The sequence below is a fragment of the Aneurinibacillus sp. XH2 genome (assembly GCF_001439585.2).
Lineage (GTDB): Bacteria > Bacillota > Bacilli > Aneurinibacillales > Aneurinibacillaceae > Aneurinibacillus > Aneurinibacillus thermoaerophilus.
The window spans coordinates 260,368-281,995 of record NZ_CP014140.1; the positions used below are offsets into that span (position 1 = coordinate 260,368).

20 protein-coding genes are annotated in these 21,628 nt (G+C 47.1%); 19 read left to right on the forward strand and 1 reads right to left on the reverse strand.

Going from position 1 to position 21,628, the window contains the following annotated elements; all coding sequences use genetic code 11:
* Nucleotides 1–4 precede the first annotated feature (4 nt).
* The 12 genes from meaB (at nt 5) to ACH33_RS01350 (ending at nt 14,345) form a co-directional block, all read left to right on the forward strand.
* A complete protein-coding gene (meaB, locus tag ACH33_RS01295) occupies nt 5–949 on the forward strand; it encodes a methylmalonyl Co-A mutase-associated GTPase MeaB (protein ID WP_057897371.1) in 945 nt (314 codons plus the stop codon).
* Nucleotides 950–1,087: 138 nt separating this feature from the next.
* The gene (locus ACH33_RS01300) at nt 1,088–1,714 is read left to right on the forward strand and encodes a TetR/AcrR family transcriptional regulator (protein WP_057897372.1); all 627 of its coding nucleotides are present in this window, start codon (nt 1,088–1,090) and stop codon (nt 1,712–1,714) included.
* 103 nt (nt 1,715–1,817) lie between these two features.
* Nucleotides 1,818–5,072, forward strand: coding sequence for a fused isobutyryl-CoA mutase/GTPase IcmF (gene icmF, locus ACH33_RS01305; protein WP_057897373.1), 3,255 nt, complete (start codon nt 1,818–1,820; stop codon nt 5,070–5,072).
* A 202-nt stretch (nt 5,073–5,274) separates the two neighbouring features.
* Nucleotides 5,275–5,781 carry a DNA-directed RNA polymerase subunit delta gene (gene rpoE, locus ACH33_RS01310; RefSeq protein WP_082705833.1) on the forward strand — a complete coding sequence of 169 codons (507 nt, stop codon included), beginning with the start codon at nt 5,275–5,277 and terminating at the stop codon, nt 5,779–5,781.
* A gap of 197 nt (nt 5,782–5,978) precedes the next feature.
* Nucleotides 5,979–7,580 carry a CTP synthase gene (locus tag ACH33_RS01315; protein WP_057897374.1) on the forward strand — a complete coding sequence of 534 codons (1,602 nt, stop codon included), beginning with the start codon at nt 5,979–5,981 and terminating at the stop codon, nt 7,578–7,580.
* A 195-nt stretch (nt 7,581–7,775) separates the two neighbouring features.
* Nucleotides 7,776–8,141, forward strand: a complete 366-nt coding sequence (locus ACH33_RS01320) for a response regulator (protein ID WP_057897375.1) — start codon at nt 7,776–7,778, stop codon at nt 8,139–8,141.
* Between the two features lie 65 nt (nt 8,142–8,206).
* A complete protein-coding gene (gene fba, locus ACH33_RS01325; protein WP_057897376.1) occupies nt 8,207–9,070 on the forward strand; it encodes a class II fructose-1,6-bisphosphate aldolase in 864 nt (287 codons plus the stop codon).
* Nucleotides 9,071–9,112: 42 nt separating this feature from the next.
* Complete coding sequence (fsa, locus tag ACH33_RS01330) at nt 9,113–9,760, forward strand: fructose-6-phosphate aldolase (RefSeq protein WP_057897377.1); 648 nt, start codon at nt 9,113–9,115, stop codon at nt 9,758–9,760.
* A gap of 75 nt (nt 9,761–9,835) precedes the next feature.
* Nucleotides 9,836–11,104: a UDP-N-acetylglucosamine 1-carboxyvinyltransferase gene (locus ACH33_RS01335; RefSeq protein WP_057897378.1), complete on the forward strand. Its 1,269-nt coding sequence runs from the start codon at nt 9,836–9,838 to the stop codon at nt 11,102–11,104.
* A gap of 19 nt (nt 11,105–11,123) precedes the next feature.
* Nucleotides 11,124–12,092 (forward strand): class II fructose-bisphosphatase, encoded by a 969-nt coding sequence (glpX, locus tag ACH33_RS01340; RefSeq protein WP_057897379.1) that lies wholly within the window; start codon nt 11,124–11,126, stop codon nt 12,090–12,092.
* A gap of 61 nt (nt 12,093–12,153) precedes the next feature.
* Entirely contained in the window at nt 12,154–13,434 is a 1,281-nt protein-coding gene (rho, locus tag ACH33_RS01345; protein ID WP_057900203.1) for a transcription termination factor Rho, read from the forward strand.
* Between the two features lie 125 nt (nt 13,435–13,559).
* Nucleotides 13,560–14,345 carry an undecaprenyl-diphosphate phosphatase gene (locus tag ACH33_RS01350; protein ID WP_057897380.1) on the forward strand — a complete coding sequence of 262 codons (786 nt, stop codon included), beginning with the start codon at nt 13,560–13,562 and terminating at the stop codon, nt 14,343–14,345.
* A 28-nt stretch (nt 14,346–14,373) separates the two neighbouring features.
* On the opposite strand, the gene ACH33_RS01355 is transcribed toward ACH33_RS01350, so the two are convergent.
* Nucleotides 14,374–15,744, reverse strand: a complete 1,371-nt coding sequence (locus tag ACH33_RS01355; RefSeq protein ID WP_057897381.1) for a TrkH family potassium uptake protein — start codon at nt 15,742–15,744, stop codon at nt 14,374–14,376.
* A gap of 170 nt (nt 15,745–15,914) precedes the next feature.
* Between ACH33_RS01355 and ACH33_RS01360 the strand changes: the two genes are divergently transcribed.
* From ACH33_RS01360 to spoIIR, 7 genes are all read left to right on the forward strand, one after another.
* Nucleotides 15,915–17,189, forward strand: coding sequence for a radical SAM family protein (locus tag ACH33_RS01360; protein ID WP_057897382.1), 1,275 nt, complete (start codon nt 15,915–15,917; stop codon nt 17,187–17,189).
* A 112-nt stretch (nt 17,190–17,301) separates the two neighbouring features.
* The gene (gene rpmE / locus ACH33_RS01365; RefSeq protein ID WP_057897383.1) at nt 17,302–17,502 is read left to right on the forward strand and encodes a 50S ribosomal protein L31; all 201 of its coding nucleotides are present in this window, start codon (nt 17,302–17,304) and stop codon (nt 17,500–17,502) included.
* A gap of 133 nt (nt 17,503–17,635) precedes the next feature.
* Nucleotides 17,636–18,232, forward strand: a complete 597-nt coding sequence (locus tag ACH33_RS01370; RefSeq protein ID WP_057897384.1) for a thymidine kinase — start codon at nt 17,636–17,638, stop codon at nt 18,230–18,232.
* A gap of 57 nt (nt 18,233–18,289) precedes the next feature.
* A complete protein-coding gene (locus ACH33_RS01375) occupies nt 18,290–18,817 on the forward strand; it encodes a YhcN/YlaJ family sporulation lipoprotein (protein WP_057897385.1) in 528 nt (175 codons plus the stop codon).
* Nucleotides 18,818–18,955: 138 nt separating this feature from the next.
* Nucleotides 18,956–20,029 carry a peptide chain release factor 1 gene (gene prfA, locus ACH33_RS01380; protein ID WP_057897386.1) on the forward strand — a complete coding sequence of 358 codons (1,074 nt, stop codon included), beginning with the start codon at nt 18,956–18,958 and terminating at the stop codon, nt 20,027–20,029.
* Between the two features lie 3 nt (nt 20,030–20,032).
* On the forward strand, nt 20,033–20,908 hold the full coding sequence (prmC, locus tag ACH33_RS01385; RefSeq protein ID WP_057897387.1) for a peptide chain release factor N(5)-glutamine methyltransferase: 876 nt from the start codon (nt 20,033–20,035) through the stop codon (nt 20,906–20,908).
* A 119-nt stretch (nt 20,909–21,027) separates the two neighbouring features.
* The gene (gene spoIIR, locus ACH33_RS01390) at nt 21,028–21,618 is read left to right on the forward strand and encodes a stage II sporulation protein R (protein WP_057897388.1); all 591 of its coding nucleotides are present in this window, start codon (nt 21,028–21,030) and stop codon (nt 21,616–21,618) included.
* Nucleotides 21,619–21,628 lie beyond the last annotated feature (10 nt).

Consider the following 21,628-nt stretch of genomic DNA (forward strand, 5'->3'; position numbering starts at 1 on the left):
CGCATTGCATACACTGGTAGAACGGATTTTGGCGGGAGATCGTCGGGCGGTTGCCCGTGCGATCTCCTATATAGAAGATGATCATCCAGAGAAAAAAGAAATTCTACAAGATGTGTTTCCATACACGGGAAAAGCGTTTCTTGTCGGCATTACTGGCTCTCCAGGTGCAGGAAAAAGTTCTTTTGTCGATAAGTTAATCGGGTATTTGCGTAAACAGAGCCTGACCGTCGGAATTATAGCGGTTGATCCTACCAGTCCGTTTACCGGGGGGGCCATTCTGGGGGATCGTATCCGCATGCAGGATCATTTTCTTGACGAAGGTGTGTTTATCCGCAGTATGGGCACGCGCGGTAGTCTGGGCGGGCTGGCTCGTTCCACGAAGGAAGCGGTACGCATATTGGACGCATACGGCAAGGATGTAATTATCATTGAGACGGTCGGTGTTGGCCAATCGGAGCTTGATATTATGAACATTGCTGATTCGACGGCGGTTGTGCTTAATCCAGGCGGCGGTGATACTGTGCAGGCGTTCAAAGCAGGTATTATGGAAATCGCGGATTTGTTTATCCTGAATAAGGCCGATTTGCCGGGTACAGAGAAGCTATTTCGTGAAGTTGAACAAATGCTGGATCTTGTCAAGCATAACGCCCCCTGGCGTCCACCGATCGTTAAAACGATTACCCTGCAGAACAAAGGGATTGCTGAGGCGTGGCGGGCGTTCCTTGACCATAACGAATACCTCAAAGAGAGCGGAGAATGGGAGAAGCGACGTGCATCTCATTTAAAAGAAGAAGTGGCGGAAATCGTCGAACATGAGGTGCACAGGCTTGTCGTAACAAACCTGCGCGGTGAAGCGTATAAAGAAACGATGGAACAGGTGGCCCGCCGCGAAGTCAATCCGTATGAAGTAGCCGATCGCTTGCTTAGACAATTGGTGAAAGAAAAATAGTTTTCTGAAAAATGTTGCGGATTCGATTTCTTCACGCGTATAATAAAATCAAGAAGAAAGAGAAGGCCGTGTGCCTTTTCTTTTTCCCTGCACTCTGAGCAATCGCTCAGTCGGCGTGAGGAAAGGAGTAATGAAACAATGGAACATCGAAAATCGATTCCTTCGATGGTAAAAGATCCGAAACTTATCGAAAAGCGGCGCGATCAAATTATCGAAGCTGCGGTTGAGCTTTTCATCTCCAAAGGTTTTCACAAGACAACGACCCGTGAAATTTCCCGTGCGTCAGGATTCAGCATAGGTACATTATATGAATACATTGAATCAAAAGAAGATGTTCTCTATCTTGTATGCGATGCGATTCACGAAGGTGTGGAAAAAGGATTAAAGGAAGTGCTGGTAAACGGCGTCAGCGGCGCTGTGATGCTAAAGGCAGCGATCAAAGGTTTTCTGCGTGTAATGGATGAAATGCAGGATCGTGTACTTCTGATTTATCAGGAAATTAAATCGTTGCCGAAAGAAGCGATGAAGTACGTTTTGGCCAAAGAAGAAGAAATTACGAGTTTTTTTGAAGAAATTTTGCGCCGGGGCCGGGAAGACGGTTCCCTTAAAATCGATGAGAAGTACATTAAGCTGATGGCCCATAACATTGTTGTGCTGGGAGAAATGTGGACGTTCCGGCGTTGGAGTTTGCATAAGCACTACACGCTGGAAGAGTATATGGAAATGCAGACGTCTCTGATTTTGCGCGAGCTAACAGAAGAGTGATTGGGAAGACACCTAGTGAAAGGAGAAACCTTCCTTAGACCGGGTTTAGTGATTATGATTGAAAAAGCGCGTCCGATTCGCGACCTTGAAGGAGGAGAACAAAATGGAAACGAATATTTATCGTCCAAAACATAATGTCCGTTTTGTCACAGCTGCCAGCCTGTTCGACGGTCATGATGCTTCCATTAACATCATGCGTCGCCTTTTGCAGGCGTCCGGGGTGGAAGTGATTCACCTTGGCCACAACCGTTCAGTAGAAGAAGTCGTAAATGCCGCCATTCAGGAAGATGTGCAGGGAATCGCAGTTAGTTCATACCAGGGCGGCCATGTGGAGTATTTTAAGTACATTATTGATTTACTAAAAGAAAAGGGCGCCTCCCATATTAAGGTGTTTGGCGGTGGCGGCGGTGTCATAGTTCCTTCTGAAATTCGCGAACTGCATGAATACGGTGTAACGAAAATTTTTTCTCCGGATGACGGACGTAAGTATGGTCTGCAAGGCATGATTAATTACATGATCCAGCAAACAGACTATCCGACTCCAAAAGAAGTAGAAAAAGAAATTCATGAACTGAAAAATCGTAGCTGGAACGCGATCGGCCGCCTGATTACACTGGCGGAGGAAAACGTGGAAAAGCAGGATCAAGAAGTAGCAACCACGCTTGAAAAAGTGAACGAAATGGTAAAAACGGTTCCGGTGCTTGGCATCACAGGAACAGGCGGGGCTGGCAAAAGCTCGTTGACAGACGAGTTAGTGCGCCGTTATTTGGAACAGTATCCGGATAAAACAATTGCCATTCTGTCAGTGGATCCATCGAAGCAAAAAACAGGCGGCGCGCTGCTGGGCGACCGTATCCGCATGAATGCTATCCATTCTCCGCGCGTATATATGCGCTCGCTGGCGACTCGTAAATCTCACAGTGAACTTAGCCAGGCGATCGAAGACGCCATCAATATCGTAAAAGCAGCAGGCTATGATTTTATCATCGTCGAAACTTCCGGCATTGGCCAGGGCGACGCTGGCATTACGCAGGTATGTGATGTCGCGATGTACGTAATGACGAGCGAATTCGGCGCGCCGACCCAGCTTGAAAAAATCGATATGATTGATTACGCGGACATTATCGCGATCAATAAGTTTGAGCGCCGTGGCTCAGAAGATGCGCTGCGCGATGTGAAGAAGCAATGGAAGCGTAGTCGCAATCTGTTTGATATGAAGGACGAAGACGTTCCTGTTTACGGTACGATTGCCAGCCAATTCAACGATCCAGGCACAAATATACTATTCGTTAACCTGATGCGGATCATCTCTGAGAAAACGGGTGAGGAATGGCCGACTACTCTCGATATTTCCAAAGACAGAATGTCGAAGAAAAAGTATATTATTCCGTCTGACCGCGTACATTATCTGGCCGAAATCGCAAATACGGTTCGTCAGTACAATAACTTCACAGAGAAACAAGTGCAAATCGCACGTAAATTGTTCCAACTGAATGGAACAAAAGAAGAACTCGCAAAACAAACAGGTGAACTGGCAACCGATCTTCAAAAGGAACTTGATAAGCTTATCGCACACTATGAAGAAAAATTGCACCCGGAAAGCAAAAAGATTTTGGATAATTGGAAAGCGCTTAAGGAAGCGTACCAGCAGGACGAGTTCGTCACGAAAGTACGCGACAGGGAAATCGTGACAAAGTTGTACACGACTTCTCTGTCCGGTACGCGTATTCCGAAAGTATCGTTGCCAAAGTTTGAAGATTGGGGCGAAATCTTGCGCTGGGTGATGAAAGAGAACCTGCCTGGCCATTTCCCATACACGGCTGGAGTATTTCCGTTCAAGCGTGATGGTGAAGATCCGAAGCGCCAGTTTGCGGGTGAAGGAACCCCGGAAAGGACAAACCGCCGTTTCCATTATCTGTCCAAGGAAGACACAGCGAAGCGGCTCAGCACTGCGTTTGACAGCGTCACGTTGTATGGCGAAGATCCGGATTACCGTCCGGACATTTACGGAAAAATTGGCACAAGTGGAGTTAGCGTCTGTACGCTGGATGACATGAAAAAGCTGTATGCTGGATTCGATCTTTGCCATCCGTCCACATCCGTGTCCATGACCATTAACGGCCCGGCGCCGATCATTCTGGCGATGTACATGAATACGGCTATCGATCAACAAATGGAGAAATTCAGGAAGGAAAACGGCCGCGAGCCGAACGCCGAGGAAGCAGAACAGATTAAAGCCAGGACGTTGCAAAGCGTGCGAGGTACAGTGCAGGCCGATATTCTGAAGGAAGACCAGGGTCAGAATACGTGTATTTTCTCTACAGAGTTTGCGCTCAAGATGATGGGTGATATTCAGGAATACTTTATTCAGAACAAAGTGCGCAATTACTATTCCGTAAGTATTTCTGGCTATCATATTGCCGAAGCGGGCGCGAATCCGATTTCCCAGCTTGCTTTCACGCTGGCCAACGGCTTTACGTATGTGGAATATTACTTAAGCCGGGGTATGCATATTGATGATTTTGCGCCGAATCTATCATTCTTTTTCAGCAATGGTCTCGATCCGGAATACAGCGTGCTTGGACGGGTGGCTCGTCGCATCTGGTCAACGGTTATGAAGTACAAGTACGGTGCGAATGAGCGCAGCCAGAAGCTGAAATATCACATTCAGACATCCGGACGTTCGCTGCATGCCCAGGAAATGGATTTTAACGATATCCGCACAACGTTGCAGGCATTGATGGCGCTTTACGATAACTGCAATTCGTTGCATACAAATGCGTATGACGAAGCAATTACGACACCAACAGAAAATTCTGTGCGTCGTGCGATGGCGATTCAGATGATTATCACAAAAGAGTTGGGACTCGCGAAAAATGAAAATCCCCTGCAAGGTTCGTTTATTATTGAAGAACTAACCGATCTGGTAGAAGAAGCTGTTCTGGCGGAATTTCAGCGCCTAAGCGATCGCGGCGGCGTGCTGGGTGCGATGGAGACCCAGTATCAACGCAGCAAGATTCAGGAGGAATCGCTCTACTATGAGACATTGAAACATAGCGGCGAACTTCCAATTATTGGGGTAAATACATTCCTGAATCCGAACGCGTCTGAAGAAGACTATGAAATTGAACTTGCTCGTGCAACAGAGGAAGAGAAGGTTCAGCAGATCAACAACTTGCGCGCATTCCAGGAACGCAATAAAGATAAGGTGGGCCCTGCACTCCAGCGTTTGAAAGAAGTGGCTCGCAGCGGCGGAAACATCTTCGCGGAGCTGATGGAAACGGTCAAAGTCGCAAGCTTGGGCCAGATCACCGGCGCGCTTTATGAAGTAGGCGGTCAGTACCGTAGGAATATGTAGAGTTGAAAGATGAGGGAAAAAGCGCTGTCTTTTTCCCTTCGTCTTTTTTCAGAGGGTAGAACTGCTCCGCCAAACATCCGTCTTGATTTTTGTGCATGAATTTGGTTAAAATAAGGAATGCTAAATAATAGGGTATAGTATGTCCGGGACGCGGTTTTGCGTCTTGTTTCTGAATCAAAGTTAAAGAAGGGAAGTGCCGAGGTTGGGCAATGCTTTGAACCTGGAAGCGGAAAAAATTCAAGAAATGGCGATGGTAGATCTCGCTTATCGAATTTTAAACGAGTCAAAGAAACCGGCGTATTACCGCGATTTATACAAACAGCTCACAGAGATGAAAAACATGTCCGAGTCCGAAGCGATGGACATGATCGCTCAGGTATATACCGAGATCAATCTCGATGGGCGTTTTATCTGCCTCGGTGACAACCTGTGGGGATTGAAGCGCTGGTATCTCGTCGAAACGCAGGAGGAATCGGCAGAAGGCAGTTTCCGCGGCAAATTTGCGCTTGACGACGATGATGATTACGAGGACGAAGAAGAACTGGAAGAAGAATACGATGAATTGGATGACGATGATATCGAAGCTTCGGATGATGAGCATGACGATTTAGACGCTGATTATGATGAAGATGCGGATGAAGAGTTCGAGTCGGCTCTCGAAGACGAAGATTTGGATACGGAAGATGAAGATGAAGAACTTGACATGTAATACATACGACGATAAAATACTTTTTGGGCTTTAAAAGTAAACGTTGTGCATGTCATATAATGAAAAACAAAAGTGCCCCCTCCGAATATTCGGCCGGGGAGTGCTTTTGTTTTTTTTATTTTTATTTTATAGATTCATACAGCCAATTGGTTTGTGGAAAAGTATTGAATGGGCGAAGAAAGAGGGGTTTAATTCGTATGGCAAAGTATATATTTGTGACTGGTGGTGTAGTTTCTTCTTTAGGAAAGGGGATTACGGCCGCATCTTTGGGCCGCTTGTTAAAGAATCGCGGACTCCAAGTGACCATTCAGAAATTCGATCCTTACATTAACGTAGACCCGGGTACCATGAGCCCATACCAGCATGGGGAAGTATTTGTTACCCAGGATGGCGCTGAGACAGACCTTGACCTTGGACACTACGAACGCTTTATCGACATTAATCTCAACTCCAACAGCAATGTGACAACGGGTAAAATTTATTCTTCCGTTATTACAAAAGAACGTCGGGGCGATTACTTAGGTGGAACCGTGCAAGTTATTCCCCACATTACCAATGAAATTAAGGAACGCGTATTTCGCGCCGGCCGTGAAACGAACGCGGATGTTGTTATTACGGAAATCGGTGGTACTGTGGGCGATATCGAGAGCCTTCCGTTCCTGGAAGCCATTCGCCAGATCAAGAGCGATGTAGGCCGTGAAAACGTTATGTACATTCACTGTACGCTTGTTCCGTATCTGGCTGCGGCTGGTGAGATGAAAACCAAGCCGACCCAGCACAGCGTAAAAGAACTGCGTAGCCTGGGGATTCAGCCGAATGTAATCGTATGTCGCACCGAACATCTGATGTCGCAGGATATGAAAGAAAAAATCGCGCTATTTTGCGATATTGATCCGAAAGCGGTAATTGAAGCGACGGACGCCGATTCCCTGTATGAAGTTCCGTTGATGCTGAAAGACCAGGGATTGGATGAATACGTGTGCAATCACTTGAACCTCACTTGCCCGGAAGCGGATATGACAGAATGGAAGGAAATGCTTCACAAAATCAAAAATCTTTCCCACAAAACAACGATTGCAATCGTCGGAAAATACGTGTCATTGCACGACGCGTATCTTAGCGTAGCTGAAGCGTTATATCATGCCGGTTATGAAAACGATGCTGAAGTAAATATCGAGTGGGTGGACGCGGAAGAAGTATATGAACATAATGTGGCAGATCTGCTTGGTCATGTGGACGGTATTCTCGTGCCGGGCGGATTTGGCGACCGCGGCGTAGAAGGAAAAGTTATCGCAACGAAGTATGCGCGCGAAAATAAGATCCCATTCCTTGGCATTTGTCTTGGTATGCAGGTTGCGGTGATTGAATTTGCCCGCCATGTTGCTGGTCTGAAGGATGCAAACAGCTCAGAAATTAATCCGTCTACGCCACACCCGGTTATTGACCTTTTGCCGGACCAAAAAGATATCGAAAATCTGGGCGGTACGATGCGCCTTGGTCTGTATCCGTGCAAACTGGAGAAAGGCACAATCGCGCACGCTTCATATGGCGAAGAGCTTGTATACGAACGCCATCGTCATCGTTACGAATTTAATAACCAATATCGGGAAATATTGAAAAACGCCGGTCTTACATTCAGTGGTACTTCTCCGGACGGACGTCTCGTAGAAGTAATTGAACTATCGGATCATCCATGGTTTGTGGCAAGCCAATTCCATCCGGAATTTGCGTCTCGCCCGAACCGCCCGCAGCCGCTGTTCCGTGGTTTTATAGGCGCTGCGTTGCAGTTAAAAAAGTGATAAGTTTTAAAAGGGACGAGTTGTAAATTCGTCCCTTTTTATCATTTGTGAAATAAGCAGGAATTTTTTATGTTTCCACGAATTTGTAAAATAAATGCTGAAACATAATCTCGTACATAGTTGCAGCAAGATTTACACAAGGTTTATGTCAAGTTTACGTAAGTTGCATGATTAAAGGGTGGAAGGGGGAGTAACATGAAAGACAAGAAAGTGTTAATTGTAGATGATCAGTATGGGATTCGTGTGCTGTTGTTTGAGGTATTTGGAAAAGAGGGGTATCAAACGTTCCAGGCCGCAAATGGAAAGCAGGCACTTGAGATTGTGATTCACGAGTCGCCGGATCTTGTCATTCTTGATATGAAAATCCCTGGCATGGATGGACTTGAAATCTTAAAAGAAATTAAAAAAATTGCTCCTGATACGAAAGTCATTATGATGACAGCCTACGGCGAATTGGATATGATTAAAGAGGCGACAGAATTAGGAGCTTTGACGCATTTTACGAAGCCGTTTGATATTGATGAACTGCGGATGGCGGTTAATAAGCAACTCGCATGCTAATCCTGCATTGTGATATAATAAGCAATGTTTGAGAGTATGCACGAAAATAAGGAGGATTCTTACATATGCCATTAGTTTCGATGACAGAAATGTTAAATAAAGCCGTGGAAGGTAAATATGCAGTTGGTCAATTTAATCTGAATAATCTTGAATTTACCCAGGCCATCCTGCAAGCGGCGGAAGAAGAACAGTCTCCTGTCATCCTTGGAGTAAGTGAAGGTGCTGCTCGTTATATGGGCGGATTTAAATTGGTTGTGGCCATGATAAAAGCTTTGATGGAAGAGTATAAAATAACTGTGCCCGTGGCGATTCATCTTGACCATGGTTCTTCCTTTGAAAAATGCGTGGAAGCGATGTATGCAGGCTTTACATCCGTTATGATCGATGGTTCGCACTATCCGCTCGCGGAAAATATTGCGCTCACGAAGCGTGTAGTGGATGTAGCGCACACACTCGGCGTATCGGTGGAAGCGGAATTGGGCCGCATCGGTGGCCAAGAGGACGATTTGATGGTAGAAGACGCGGAAGCAATGTACGCGGTTCCATCTGAATGTGAACAGCTTGTGCGTGAGACTGGTGTAGACTGCTTCGCACCTGCGCTCGGCTCTGTACATGGACCTTACAAAGGCGAACCGAAGCTTGGTTTTGATAGAATGGAAGAGATTATGAAGCTGACCGGGGTTCCGCTTGTGCTGCATGGTGGTACAGGCATTCCAACAAAAGATATTCAGCGTGCGATTTCCCTTGGTACAGCAAAAATTAACGTGAATACGGAAAACCAAATCGCAGCTTCCAAGACCGTTCGTCAAATTCTAGAAGAAAAGCCCGAGTTGTACGACCCAAGAAAATATCTCGGTCCGGCGCGTGATACAATTAAAGAAACCGTTAAAGCGAAAATGCGCGAGTTCGGCAGCAGCCATAAAGCGTAAGCCGACTTTGCCAGCATGGAACGGAAACAGAAGGAGTGCATTATGAAATTTTTTATTGATACAGCCAATGTAAACGAAATTCGTGAAGTAAACGAATGGGGCGTATTGGCCGGTGTTACAACTAACCCGTCTCTTGTGGCAAAGGAAGGGCGTGACTTTGAAGAAACGCTGAAAGAGATCATTGATATTGTCGATGGCCCGATCAGCGCGGAAGTCATTAGCCTGGATGCTGAAGGTATGATCGAAGAAGGTGAAAAGCTCGCTTCGCTTTCTAAAAATATCGTGATCAAAGTACCGATGACGATAGAGGGCTTAAAAGCCGTAAAATATTTTACAAAGAAGAAGATCAAAACAAACGTAACGCTCGTATTCTCTGCGACTCAGGCATTGCTTGCGGCGCGCGCAGGCGCAACATACGTTTCTCCGTTCCTTGGGCGTTTGGACGACATCTCACATGAAGGTTTGCAGCTAATTAAGGATATCTCTCAGATCTTTAGCGTCCACAACATTGAAACAGAGATCATTTCGGCGAGCGTTCGTCATCCGCTGCATGTAGTAGAGTGTGCGAAGATGGGGGCGGACATTGCCACAATTCCGTACAAGATTTTCAAACAAATGGTGCAGCACCCGCTTACGGATATTGGAATTGAACGCTTTCTTGCCGACTGGGAAAAAGCGCAACAAAAATAATAACGGAAAGAAGCACCTTTTCAAAAATTGTGTTAGAAAAGGTGCTTTTTCCCGTTGAGTAAGGGGAATCAAACTGTGGAAAAATTGTTCATTAGAGGCGGACAAAAGCTTGCGGGCAGAATCCAAATCAGCGGAGCAAAGAACAGCGCGGTTGCGCTAATTCCTGCGGCGATTTTGGCCGATGGGGAAGTGATTTTGGACAATGTGCCCGATATTAGTGATGTCCATATCTATAGCGAAATTCTGCAGGACTTAGGCGCGGTAGTAGAGCGTGACAACGATACACTGCGCATTGATTCCCGCCATATAGAAGCGAAACCAATGCCCAATGGAAAAGTAAAAGAGCTGCGTGCTTCCTATTATTTGATGGGAGCAATGCTGGGCAGGTTTGGACAGGCGACGGTTGGCATGCCAGGTGGATGCAATCTTGGTCCCCGCCCGATTGACCAGCACATTAAAGGATTTGAAGCGTTGGGAGCAACTCTTTTCCATAAGCATGGCGCTTTACATATTGAAGCGAAACAATTGGTCGGTAACAAAATCTTTCTAGATGTGGTCAGCGTCGGGGCAACCATTAATATTATGCTGGCTGCGTGTCGAGCAAAAGGTAAAACCGTGATTGAAAACGCAGCGAAAGAGCCCGAAATTATTGATGTCGCAACGCTGTTAAACGCCATGGGTGCAAATATTAAAGGCGCTGGGACGGACGTAATTCGGATCGAAGGTACGAAAAATCTTCATGGGTGCCGTCATTCTATTATCCCCGACCGGATTGAAGCCGGAACATACATGATCTTTGCCGCAGCGACAGGTGGTGATGTCGTCATCGACAATATTATTCCCCGACATCTTGAATCCCTTATCGCCAAATTGCGGGAGATGAACGTCAGGGTGGAAGAAGACGATGATGCCGTTCGCGTCATTGGTAATGAGAAGTATGAAGCGATTGATATAAGAACTCTTCCTTATCCTGGATTTGCTACGGATCTTCAGCAGCCTATCACCTCTCTTTTAACAGCAGCTTCAGGTACCAGTATTGTGACAGATAACATCTATCACACAAGGTTTAAGCATGTGGACCATTTATTAAATATGGGTGCGAAAATTAAAGTAGAGGGACGTTCGGCTGTCATTGAGGGAAGGACGCTACTTACAGGCACCAGGGTAACAGCGACTGACTTGCGCGCTGGAGCAGCCCTTATTGTGGCCGGATTAATGGCCGAGGGCGTTACGGAAATTACTGGGGTACACCATATTGATCGCGGATATGCTAACCTTGAAGAGAAGTTAAGAAGTTTGGGTGCCGATATGTGGCGCGAGAAACCGATAAAAAGTGCTTACTAAGAAATAGGAGATGAAAAGTATGGAACGCAGTTTAACTCTTGAATTGGTACGTGTAACAGAAGCGGCGGCTTTGGCATCCGCGCGCTGGATGGGACGCGGAAAAAAAGAAGAGGCTGACGAAGCCGCTACATCTGCTATGCGCGCTGTGTTTGACACCGTGCCGATGCAAGGAACAGTTGTCATTGGCGAGGGTGAAATGGATGAGGCGCCGATGCTGTATATTGGGGAAAAGTTGGGCCAGGGCATTGGCCCGGAAGTGGACGTGGCTGTGGACCCGCTGGAAGGCACGAACATCGTTGCCAAAGGAACGTGGAACGCACTTACTGTGCTTGCGGTAGCTGATCGCGGAAATCTGCTGCATGCGCCTGACATGTATATGGAGAAGCTGGCGGTAGGTCCGAAAGCGGCGGGAAAGGTTGACATTGATGCGCCGATTATCGACAATTTAAAAGCGGTGGCGCAGGCGAATGGCAAAGACATTAGCGATCTTGTAGCATGTGTAATGGATCGTGAACGTCACGCGAAAATCATCCAAGAAATTCGCGAAGCTGGCGCTCGAATTAAGCTGATTTCTGATGGAGACGTGGCCGGCGCCATTAATACAGCGTTTGAGCATACTGGTGTGGATATTTTATTCGGTATCGGCGGCGCACCGGAAGGGGTTATCGCGGCAGTGGCGCTGAAATGTCTTGGCGGTGACTTCCAGGGACGTCTTGTTCCGTATGATGAAGCGGAATATGAGCGCTGTAAAAAGATGGGACTAAAAAATCCGAAGCAGGTGCTTCGTATGGAAGATCTTGTAAAAGGCGACGATTGTATTTTCGCAGCGACGGGTGTTACGGATGGCGAATTGTTGAAAGGCGTGCGTTTTGACGGTACGAAAGCTGTTACCCAATCGATTGTTATGCGTGCAAAATCAGGAACGGTTCGTTTCATCGAGGGTCAGCATCGTCTTGAACGCAAACCGCAATTTGTTATGAAAGACTAATAGAATTCCAAATCGGATACAATGAAGATTAATTAAGAAAAGTGTGGTGTTTGAGCATTATATGGAAATGAACCTTGCGCAATTAGAAGAAATGAAGTTAACGGAACTCTATAAGCTGGCGAGAGAATACCAGATTCCTTATTATGGAACATTCAAGAAACGAGAACTAATTTTTGCGATTTTGCAAGCGCAGGCAGAGCGGCAAGGTCACATGTTTATGGAAGGGGTGCTGGATACGCACCCCGACGGCTTTGGCTTCTTACGTCCTATCAATTATCTTCCAAGCGCGGAGGATATATATATTTCGGCTTCGCAAATCCGGCGCTTTGATTTACGAACCGGCGACAAAGTATCAGGGAAGGTAAGGCCGCCGAAAGAAAATGAGCGGTATTTCGGATTGCTGCATGTTGACGCGGTCAACGGCGAGCCTCCAGAAACCTCACCCGAACGTTTGCATTTCCCGGCGCTAACGCCTCTTTATCCTCAGAAGAAGATGGTGCTCGAAACATCGCCTACCAGCATTTCTTCCCGTATTATTGATTTAATAGCGCCTGTCGGCTTCGGACAGCGCGGGCTGATTGTTGCTCCTCCGAAAGCCGGGAAAACGGTGTTGTTGAAAGAAATCGCGAACAGCATCGCAACCAACCATCCTCAAGTCGAATTGATTGTTCTACTAATTGATGAGAGACCGGAAGAAGTAACTGATATGCAGCGCTCAGTCAAAGGGGAAGTCGTAAGTTCCACATTTGACGAATTACCGGAAAATCATATTAAGGTGGCCGAACTTGTGCTGGAGCGCGCCCTGCGCCTAGTTGAGCACAAAAAAGATGTAGTTATCCTGTTGGACAGTATTACCCGTTTGGCGCGCGCGTACAACCTAACCGTGCCGGCGAGTGGACGTACGTTGTCCGGGGGTATCGATCCTGCTGCATTCCACCGTCCGAAGCGATTCTTTGGATCGGCGCGGAACGTGGAAGAAGGCGGCAGCCTGACGATTCTTGCCACCGCGCTCGTAGAGACGGGTTCGCGCATGGATGACGTAATCTATGAGGAATTTAAAGGTACGGGTAATATGGAACTTCACCTGGATCGCAAGCTGGCCGAGCGCCGCGTGTATCCGGCGATTGACATCCGCCGTTCCGGCACACGCCGCGAGGAATTGTTATTCAGCAAAGAAGAGCTTGATAAAATCTGGGCGCTCCGCAAATTTATTCATGATAACAATGACTTCACCGAAGCCTTCATTAAAAAGCTTAGCGAAACGAAAACCAACCAGGAATTTCTTGATTCTCTTGTACTTGATGACATTAAAAAAATAGGCGCAACTAAAGCGCGGGCTTAATTATAGATTCGATGCAAACTTTCTGAAGTACAGGCAGGAAAAACTCGCGAGGCGTGCCCGCGGGTTTTTTTATTATATTCAACCTGGTTCGTTCATAGGATTGTACAAGAAAGGAGACAAGAAGTATGAACGAACTTCAGGCGATGATTCTTGGGATGATTCAAGGATTGACGGAATTTCTCCCCATTAGCAGCACCGGACATTTATATCTTGGACGGCATCTTTTTGGGTTGGATGAGGCCGGATTGTTTCTGGATACGATGCTGCATATCGGCACTTTATTTGCCGTGCTGGCAGTTTATGGAGACGACGTGGTTGAAATGTTAAAAAGACCGTTTAGCCGTTTGATGGGCCTTTTGCTGGTCGGAACCATTCCGGCAGCAGGGGCAGGGCTTTTATTTGAAGACTTTTTTGAAGAGATTTCCCGTACTGGCGTAACGATAGGCTATGAGTTTCTTCTGACGGGAGCTATACTCTGGATGGCGGAACGGTGGAAAGATAAGGAGGGAGCGCCGATTGAGAACATTACATACAGGGATGCTTTGTTTATCGGCTGCTTTCAGGCGGCGGCCATTATGCCTGCACTGTCGAGATCAGGGCTTACAATCGCTGCTTCATTGTTCCGCGGTATAAATCGGGAGGCATCTGCACGTTTTTCTTTCCTGCTTTCGTTGCCAGCGATTGGAGGCGGGGTTATGCTGCAGGGAGCTAAGCTGTTTAGCGGGGAAGGCAGAGAGGCAATTGGCCTGTCTCCGCTTCTTCTTGGTGCGTTGTTTTCCGCCGTATTTGGTTATCTTGCCGTGCGCTGGATGATAGGTTTACTGAAGCGAGGTTCACTCCGCCCGTTTGCGATATATGTCTGGATATTGGGGTTATTGATTATCGGGGCGCAGTGGTTTGGAGTATTTTAGAAGCGGTTGCCAAAAACCTCTCAAAATTCTATCCGATCATGATTTTACCCTCAGAATAGCGAAAGCGCCGTTTTTTGCGATCCCAGCTCAGCGCGAATGCGACAGTAAGCGGTCCGACGCGTCCTGCGAACATGACAATCGACAATAGAATCTTGCCAAACATTGTAAGATGAGGGGTCAGTCCCATTGATAATCCGACCGTGCCGAAGGCGGACGTCGTTTCAAAAAGAATGGTAAGAAATTCGCTCTGCTTTTCGGTAATGCATAGAATCATGGTTACGCTAATGACGAGAAGGACAGATGCCATAGTTATTGTTAGCGCTTTATACACCTTATCTTCGTCCACTCGTTGCCTGAAAAACACAACATCCCCCTCGCCGCGGATCATTGCCCACACGGCTCCAAGCAGTGTCATGAACGTTGTCGTCTTGATACCACCGCCGGTGGAACCGGGCGAGGCGCCGATGAACATCAGGATAATAATGAAAAATAAGGACGCTTGATGGAGATCGCCAATCGGCAACGAATTCATACCTTCTGTACGTGCTACGACCGATTGGAAAAACGCGCTCAGAATTTTACCCGTCCAGCTGAGCGGCCCCATTGTTTTCGGGTTGTTGTATTCAATGCTAAAGATGACGAAGGCACCGATAAGAATTAAGAATGCGGAAGCCGTAAGTACGACTTTGGTATGCATGGAAAGCTTTTTTCTTTTGCGAAGCTCGACAAGCTCCGCGATAACAATGAAGCCGATACCACCGGAAATGACCAGCAACATAATTACGATATTGATAACCGGATCGCTGACGTACCCGGTCATGCTTTTAAAGCCGCCCAATATATCGAAGCCGGCATTGTTAAAGCTAGATATGGCGTGGAAAATCCCAAGATACAAGGCGTGTGACCAATCGTAATCGAACGACCAGCGCAACGCCAACAAAATGGCACCCGCCGTTTCAAATATGAAAGTAAACAATACCACGTTTTTAACGAGCCGCACCATTCCCTCTAAGTTTATTTGGTTCATTGATTCCTGAATCAGGATGCGCTGGCGCAGTGAAATTTTTCTTCCCAGCAGAAGCGTCACAAGTGTGGCAAATGTCATAAACCCCAGCCCGCCAACCTGGATCATAGCCAGAATTGTGAGCTGGCCGAACAGAGTAAACGTTGTTCCGGTATCGACAACTACCAAGCCAGTCACACAGGTAGCGGAAGTGGCCGTAAAAAGAGCGTCTACAAATGGAAGCCCTTGCCCATCAACAGTGGCGACAGGCAGTGTGAGAAGAAACGCTCCAAGGAAAATAATGGAGGCAAATCCGATAACGAGAATTCTGGCCGGGCTTATGATATTGGGTGAGAAAGATGTTTTGCCTTTGCGGGGCTGCTGCGGTATTTGCATTCGCGCCTACCTTCCTTTCCGGTTCATTGCCTGTTTTAGCAAGCTAATCTTATTATAGAGAATTCCTTTTAGAGCACAATCTTTGACTTTTTGATTCGTCGTGAATTATAATATTTCGGATGTAGCGACCCTTTGTGCTTGCGAACGAATTAGATAAGGAGCTTTGATATATGTATCTGGTTTACGCAGATGAGCAGGGACAGGTATATGATCATCCCGAGTTATACGGCTTGGGCCGCAGCGGTGACTTGCTGATAGAAATTTTGGAAGAAGAGCTGATTCCGCTGCCGGAGGGCGCCACTTTAGTAAGCCTGCCGAACTGTCATCCCGTCGGTATGGATCCGGAAACGGGCGAGATGGTTCGACTGACTGAATATCAGGCGGTCGGTGCGCTCATGCCGCAAGGGTTTACCCGTCTTATGTTGCCCGGCTATGTAAAAGTTGATAAGAACGAAAAACTTCCTTTGTTTGGCTACACGGCGGTTGTCTGGCATAATGGCGGTTTTTACGTGGCGGCTGAACAGTCGGACGATCCGTACAAATGGAACCCTTTGAACTTTCCGGAGGATGAAAAAGAACGTCTGGTAAAAAGCGTATTGAAACAATATCCGGAAAACCGTGTGTTTCATCATTTAAGCAACTGCACGCTAGGATACGGGTGCCTAACTGCGTCCAACACATTTTTTAACCGCTGGGAAGCAGGGCTTCCGGTATCGTATTCCTGTAACGCGGGCTGTTATGGCTGTATTTCTGAGCAACCGGAAGACAGCGGGTTTCCGGCGCCACAGACACGAATGAATTTTAAGCCGACAGTGGACGAGCTAGTAGAAGTCATGCTGCACCATCTGAAAACGCCGGAGTCGATCATTAGTTTTGGTCAAGGATGTGAAGGAGAACCTTCCACCCAGGCAGCGATTATTACACAGGCGATGCGCCGGGTGCGGGCGCAGACAAAGCTGGGTTTTGTTAACATTAACACAAATGCCGGGTTAACGGACCATATCAAAGCGATCGTCGATGCCGGGCTTGATTTAATGCGCATTAGTACAATTAGCGCTATAGATGAACATTACAACGCTTATTATCGCCCGCGCGCGTATACGCTAGAGAACGTGGCGAAATCGGCGCGCTATGCCAGCGAGAAAGGGGTATACACCTCCATTAACTATCTCGTCTTTCCAGGCGTGTTTGATCGTGAGGAAGAGATGGAAGCAATGATTGACTTTATCCGTAAGAATGGCATTCGTCTGATTCAAATGCGCAATCTTAATATTGATCCGGACAGTTATCTAGCGATGATTCCGCCGGCAAAAGGCCAGGTGTTCGGCATGAAGCAGGCGCTGGAGATTTATCGTCAGGAACTGCCTGATGTGGTGATCGGCTCCTATACGCATGTACCGCCACTGGAATTTCAGGAACGGCGGCGCCAGACGCTGAATGTATGATTTTTTTCTGAATACTATTTGCAAACAGGGTATAACCGTGATATAATGCATTCATGTGTGTTTGAGTGTAACTCTGTTTCGTAAAGATTCAGGGCAGAAAGAGGTGAATGTAATGAAACCGGCTATCCATCCTGACTACAAGTTAACAAAAGTTACTTGTGCATGCGGTAACGAATTCGAGACCGGTTCAGTGAAAGAAAACCTGCGCGTGGAGATTTGCTCCGAGTGTCATCCTTTCTTCACTGGCAAACAAAAGTTTGTAGATTCCGGTGGACGTGTGGACCGCTTCAAAAAGAAATACAATCTCAAGTAATTGTATAAAAGTAAAGCAGACAGGTCGTATGCCTGTCTGTTTTTATTTTCGTATAAGAAAGTATATGAGAAATGCGGCTGTTCGCTTGGCTCAAGGTTTTTTTGTTCATGAATGAGCTAGAAGGAGAGGAAACATGGCACAGTTATATTTTCGATACGGTACAATGAATAGTGGCAAGTCGGTTGAAATATTGAAGGTGGCGCATAACTACGAAGAACAGGGAAAGCGGGTAATGATTTTTACGTCTGTATTGGATGATCGATACGGTAAGGGATACGTAGCTTCCCGGATCGGGTTGAAGCGCGAAGCGATTGCTGTTGAAGAGGATACAAATATAAAAACGATCGTGGAAATGAATGAACAAGGCTTGCCGAATTGCGTGCTTGTGGATGAAGGGCAGTTTCTGAAAAGGCATCATATTTTGCAGCTGACAGAAATTGTAGACGAACTGGAAATTCCGGTTATCGTATATGGCTTAAAAAATGATTTTTCTAATCGTTTATTTGAAGGCAGCGAGGCTCTTTTGCTGTATGCGGATAAGCTGGAAGAAATTAAAACGGTGTGCTGGTTTTGCGACCGTAAAGCGACGATGGTGCTGCGCGTTAAAGATGGGGAACCTGTATATGAAGGTGAGCAAATCCAAATCGGCGGCAATGACAGTTACATACCGGTTTGTCGTAAATGTTATAAGCATCCAAAAATCATAAGCGGAAAAATTGCCCTTGCCTAATGCGGGCGCATAAGTCCGCCTCTTCCCAGAAACAATACAACTGAGGAGGTGGGCTGTATGCGAAAAATTATCGGAATCGCGCTGCTTGGCGTGACCCTTTTGTTGACGGCGGCCTGCGGCCAGAACAACCAAGGAGCGGCCCCCGAAAGAAAAGGCATTCAGATTAATCAATATAATCGCACGACGCCGGAGCGGAAGACCCGCGTCCTGGTGGGGAGCGATTTGAATCCGAATATTGTAACCGGGCGCAACGATGTGCGCGATATTCAGGCGGAAGCCGACAGCATGGCGAATGTGGCGGTACAAGTTCCGAAAGTGAAGCGGGCCAGCGTAGTGATTAATGGCTCTCGTGCGTATGTGGGACTTACGCTTGCCGAGACAGTACGCAGCAGGAAAGAAGCGGCTGACATTATGGAAAGAGTTCGTGTGCTCGTTCAGCAAAAAATGCCGCGCTATGAAGTGCGTGTTAGCTCTGACGCGGGTATTTTCAACCGTATTCAGGACATCGGCGACGGCATCCGTAGCGGAACTCCGCTTAATAACTACCGCATCCATATGAATGATTTGGATACACGCATGAAATAAAAAGATGTATTTATCAATAATCTAGGGAAGGTCTAATAAGCCTTCCTCTTTTTTGTATTATCTTTTTGCTTTGACTTTTTGGTTTATCCCCCATTATAATTATAATGTTACGCATTTTTGAAATGGGGGTGAAGCGCCGTGTTACAGCGATTGGAAGCGGTTGTTGAACGGTATGAACGTTTGACGCAGTTGCTTTGCGACCCGAAGGTCATGAATGACCCGGACAAGCTGCGTGAGTATTCGAAAGAACAATCAGACATAGAAGAAACGGTACAAGCGTATCGCGAATATAAAGAAGTAGCCCAGCAACTGAAAGACGCCAAAGAGATGCTGGAAGAAAAGCTCGATGACGACATGCGTGAAATGGTCAAAATGGAAATCAGCGAGCTGGAAGACAAGAAACAGGAGCTGGAAGAGCGCATCAAAATTCTTTTGCTGCCGAAGAACCCAAATGATGACAAGAACGTTATCGTTGAAATTCGGGGCGCAGCCGGCGGCGATGAAGCCGCTTTATTTGCGGCCGATTTGTTTGAAATGTATACCCGCTATGCAGCAAAGCACAAATTTAAAGTTGAAGTGCTAGAAGCAACACCGACCGATATCGGCGGTTATAAGGAGATTATTTTCTCCATCAATGGTAAAGGCGCATACAGCCGCCTGAAGTTTGAAAGCGGCGCCCATCGGGTGCAACGTGTGCCGACCACCGAATCGGGCGGACGTATTCATACATCCACCGCAACGGTAGCTGTGCTGCCAGAAGCTGAAGAAGTAGAAGTTGAAATTAATGAAAATGACATACGCGTCGACCTATTCTGTTCCAGCGGCGCCGGCGGACAGAGTGTTAACACGACCAAATCGGCTGTTCGCTTGACACACATCCCGACCGGAATTGTGGTAACATGTCAGGACGAAAAATCTCAGCATAAAAACAAAGAAAAGGCAATGCGCGTATTGCGCGCGCGCCTATACGACAAATACCAGCAGGAAGCGCAGGCGGAATATGCGGACGCACGCCGTTCCGCTGTTGGAACCGGCGATCGGAGCGAACGCATCCGTACGTATAATTTCCCGCAAAGCCGTGTAACTGATCATCGCATTGGTTTGACGCTGCACAAGCTGGATCAGGTGCTAAATGGGGAGATGGATGAGATTATTGATGCGCTTGTGTTGCATGAACAAGCGGAATTGATGCGCAACGCTGAAGGAGCGTAAAAGATGAAAGGAATAACGGTACGGGAAGCCTTGCAGAAGGCTTCTCGTTTTTTACGTGAAAAGGGCATTGAAGACGCCGCGTTTCTGGCTGAGTATGCTATCCGGCATGCGCTGGGCTGGGATCGTACCCGGTTTATTTCGGGTATGTCTTACACGTTAACAGAGGAAGAGTGGGCAGCAATTGAAGCAATTTTGCTGCGGCGCACCGCTGGGGAGCCGATGCAGTACATTGTCGGTGAACAAGAATTTTACGGGTTGGCATTCGAAGTCAATCCTTCTGTATTAATTCCCCGCCCGGAAACGGAATTGCTTGTGGAAGAGATTGTTAAACAAGCGTTTAAATTATGGCCTGCTGATGCGGCGCTTTTCGCGGCGGATATCGGGACAGGCAGTGGGGTGATTGCGGTTACGCTGGCGGTTATTGGTGGAGCGAACTGGAGGATCACCGCGACCGATATTGCAGAAGAATCGCTTGCTACAGCGAGCCGTAACGCGAAGCGGCATCATGTGGAAAACAAGGTTTCGTTTGCTCAGGGAGATTTGCTTGCACCGCTGCTGAATGCCGGGCAGCGCGTAGACATTCTTGTGTCCAATCCGCCTTATATCCCTTCCGCCGATATTATCGATCTAGATGTGCAGGTTAAGGACCATGAGCCGCGCCGCGCGTTAGATGGCGGAGAAGATGGCCTTGATTTTTACCGGCGCATAATAGAAGGATTGGATTCTGTGCTAACGCGGCGGGCGTTGGTTGGATTTGAAGTCGGTATTCACCAAGCTGATACGGTTCGTTGTTGGCTTATGGAGACAGGTCTTTTTCTAGAAACGTATATTGTGCGTGATCTGGCAGGTATTGGCCGTCACGTGATCGCGATCCGATAGTGAGCGTTCCTTTTCTACCTTTTCGCAAAAAGATAAATGTACGAGAAACGAAAATAGCGAGTTTATCCCCGGCCTCTTCTGTCCATACTGGTGAACAGGGAGAGGAAAGGGGAGTCGAAATGATGAAAAAATATTATCTGCTATTTTTCGCCTTATTTCTTTTAATGATGAGCTGGGAAAGTCAGAAGGAAGCGCTGGCTGTCTTTACGAATCATTTCGTTCCGGAGCATTCGATTCGCCTGCGGATTCTAGCAAATAGCGACAGCCCAAAAGATCAGCAATTGAAGCGCTATGTGCGCGACCGCGTAATCGAGTCAGTGAAGCAATGGGCTGGTGAAGCGGGAACAATGGAAGAGGCGCGTGCTGTTATTAGCAACCATTTACCAGAGTTGCAGGAACTGGTGAACAATGCAATTAAGGAAAAAGGTTTTTCGTATTCTGCGCGTGTAGAGCTGCGGCCGACCGAGTTTCCAACAAAGATGTACGGCACACAAGTATTTCCAGCCGGAAGGTACGAAGCGGTTCGCATTGCTATTGGCAATGCTGAAGGACAAAATTGGTGGTGCGTGCTGTTCCCTCCGCTTTGCTTTGTGGATATTTCAAATGGGGACACGGCACATGCCGAACAAGCGAAGGAACAGGGCAAAGATAAAAGCCAAATTAAAGTCCGATTCTTTTTGGTTGAATGGTTCCACAAACTATTTTCTTGAATAAACTCTG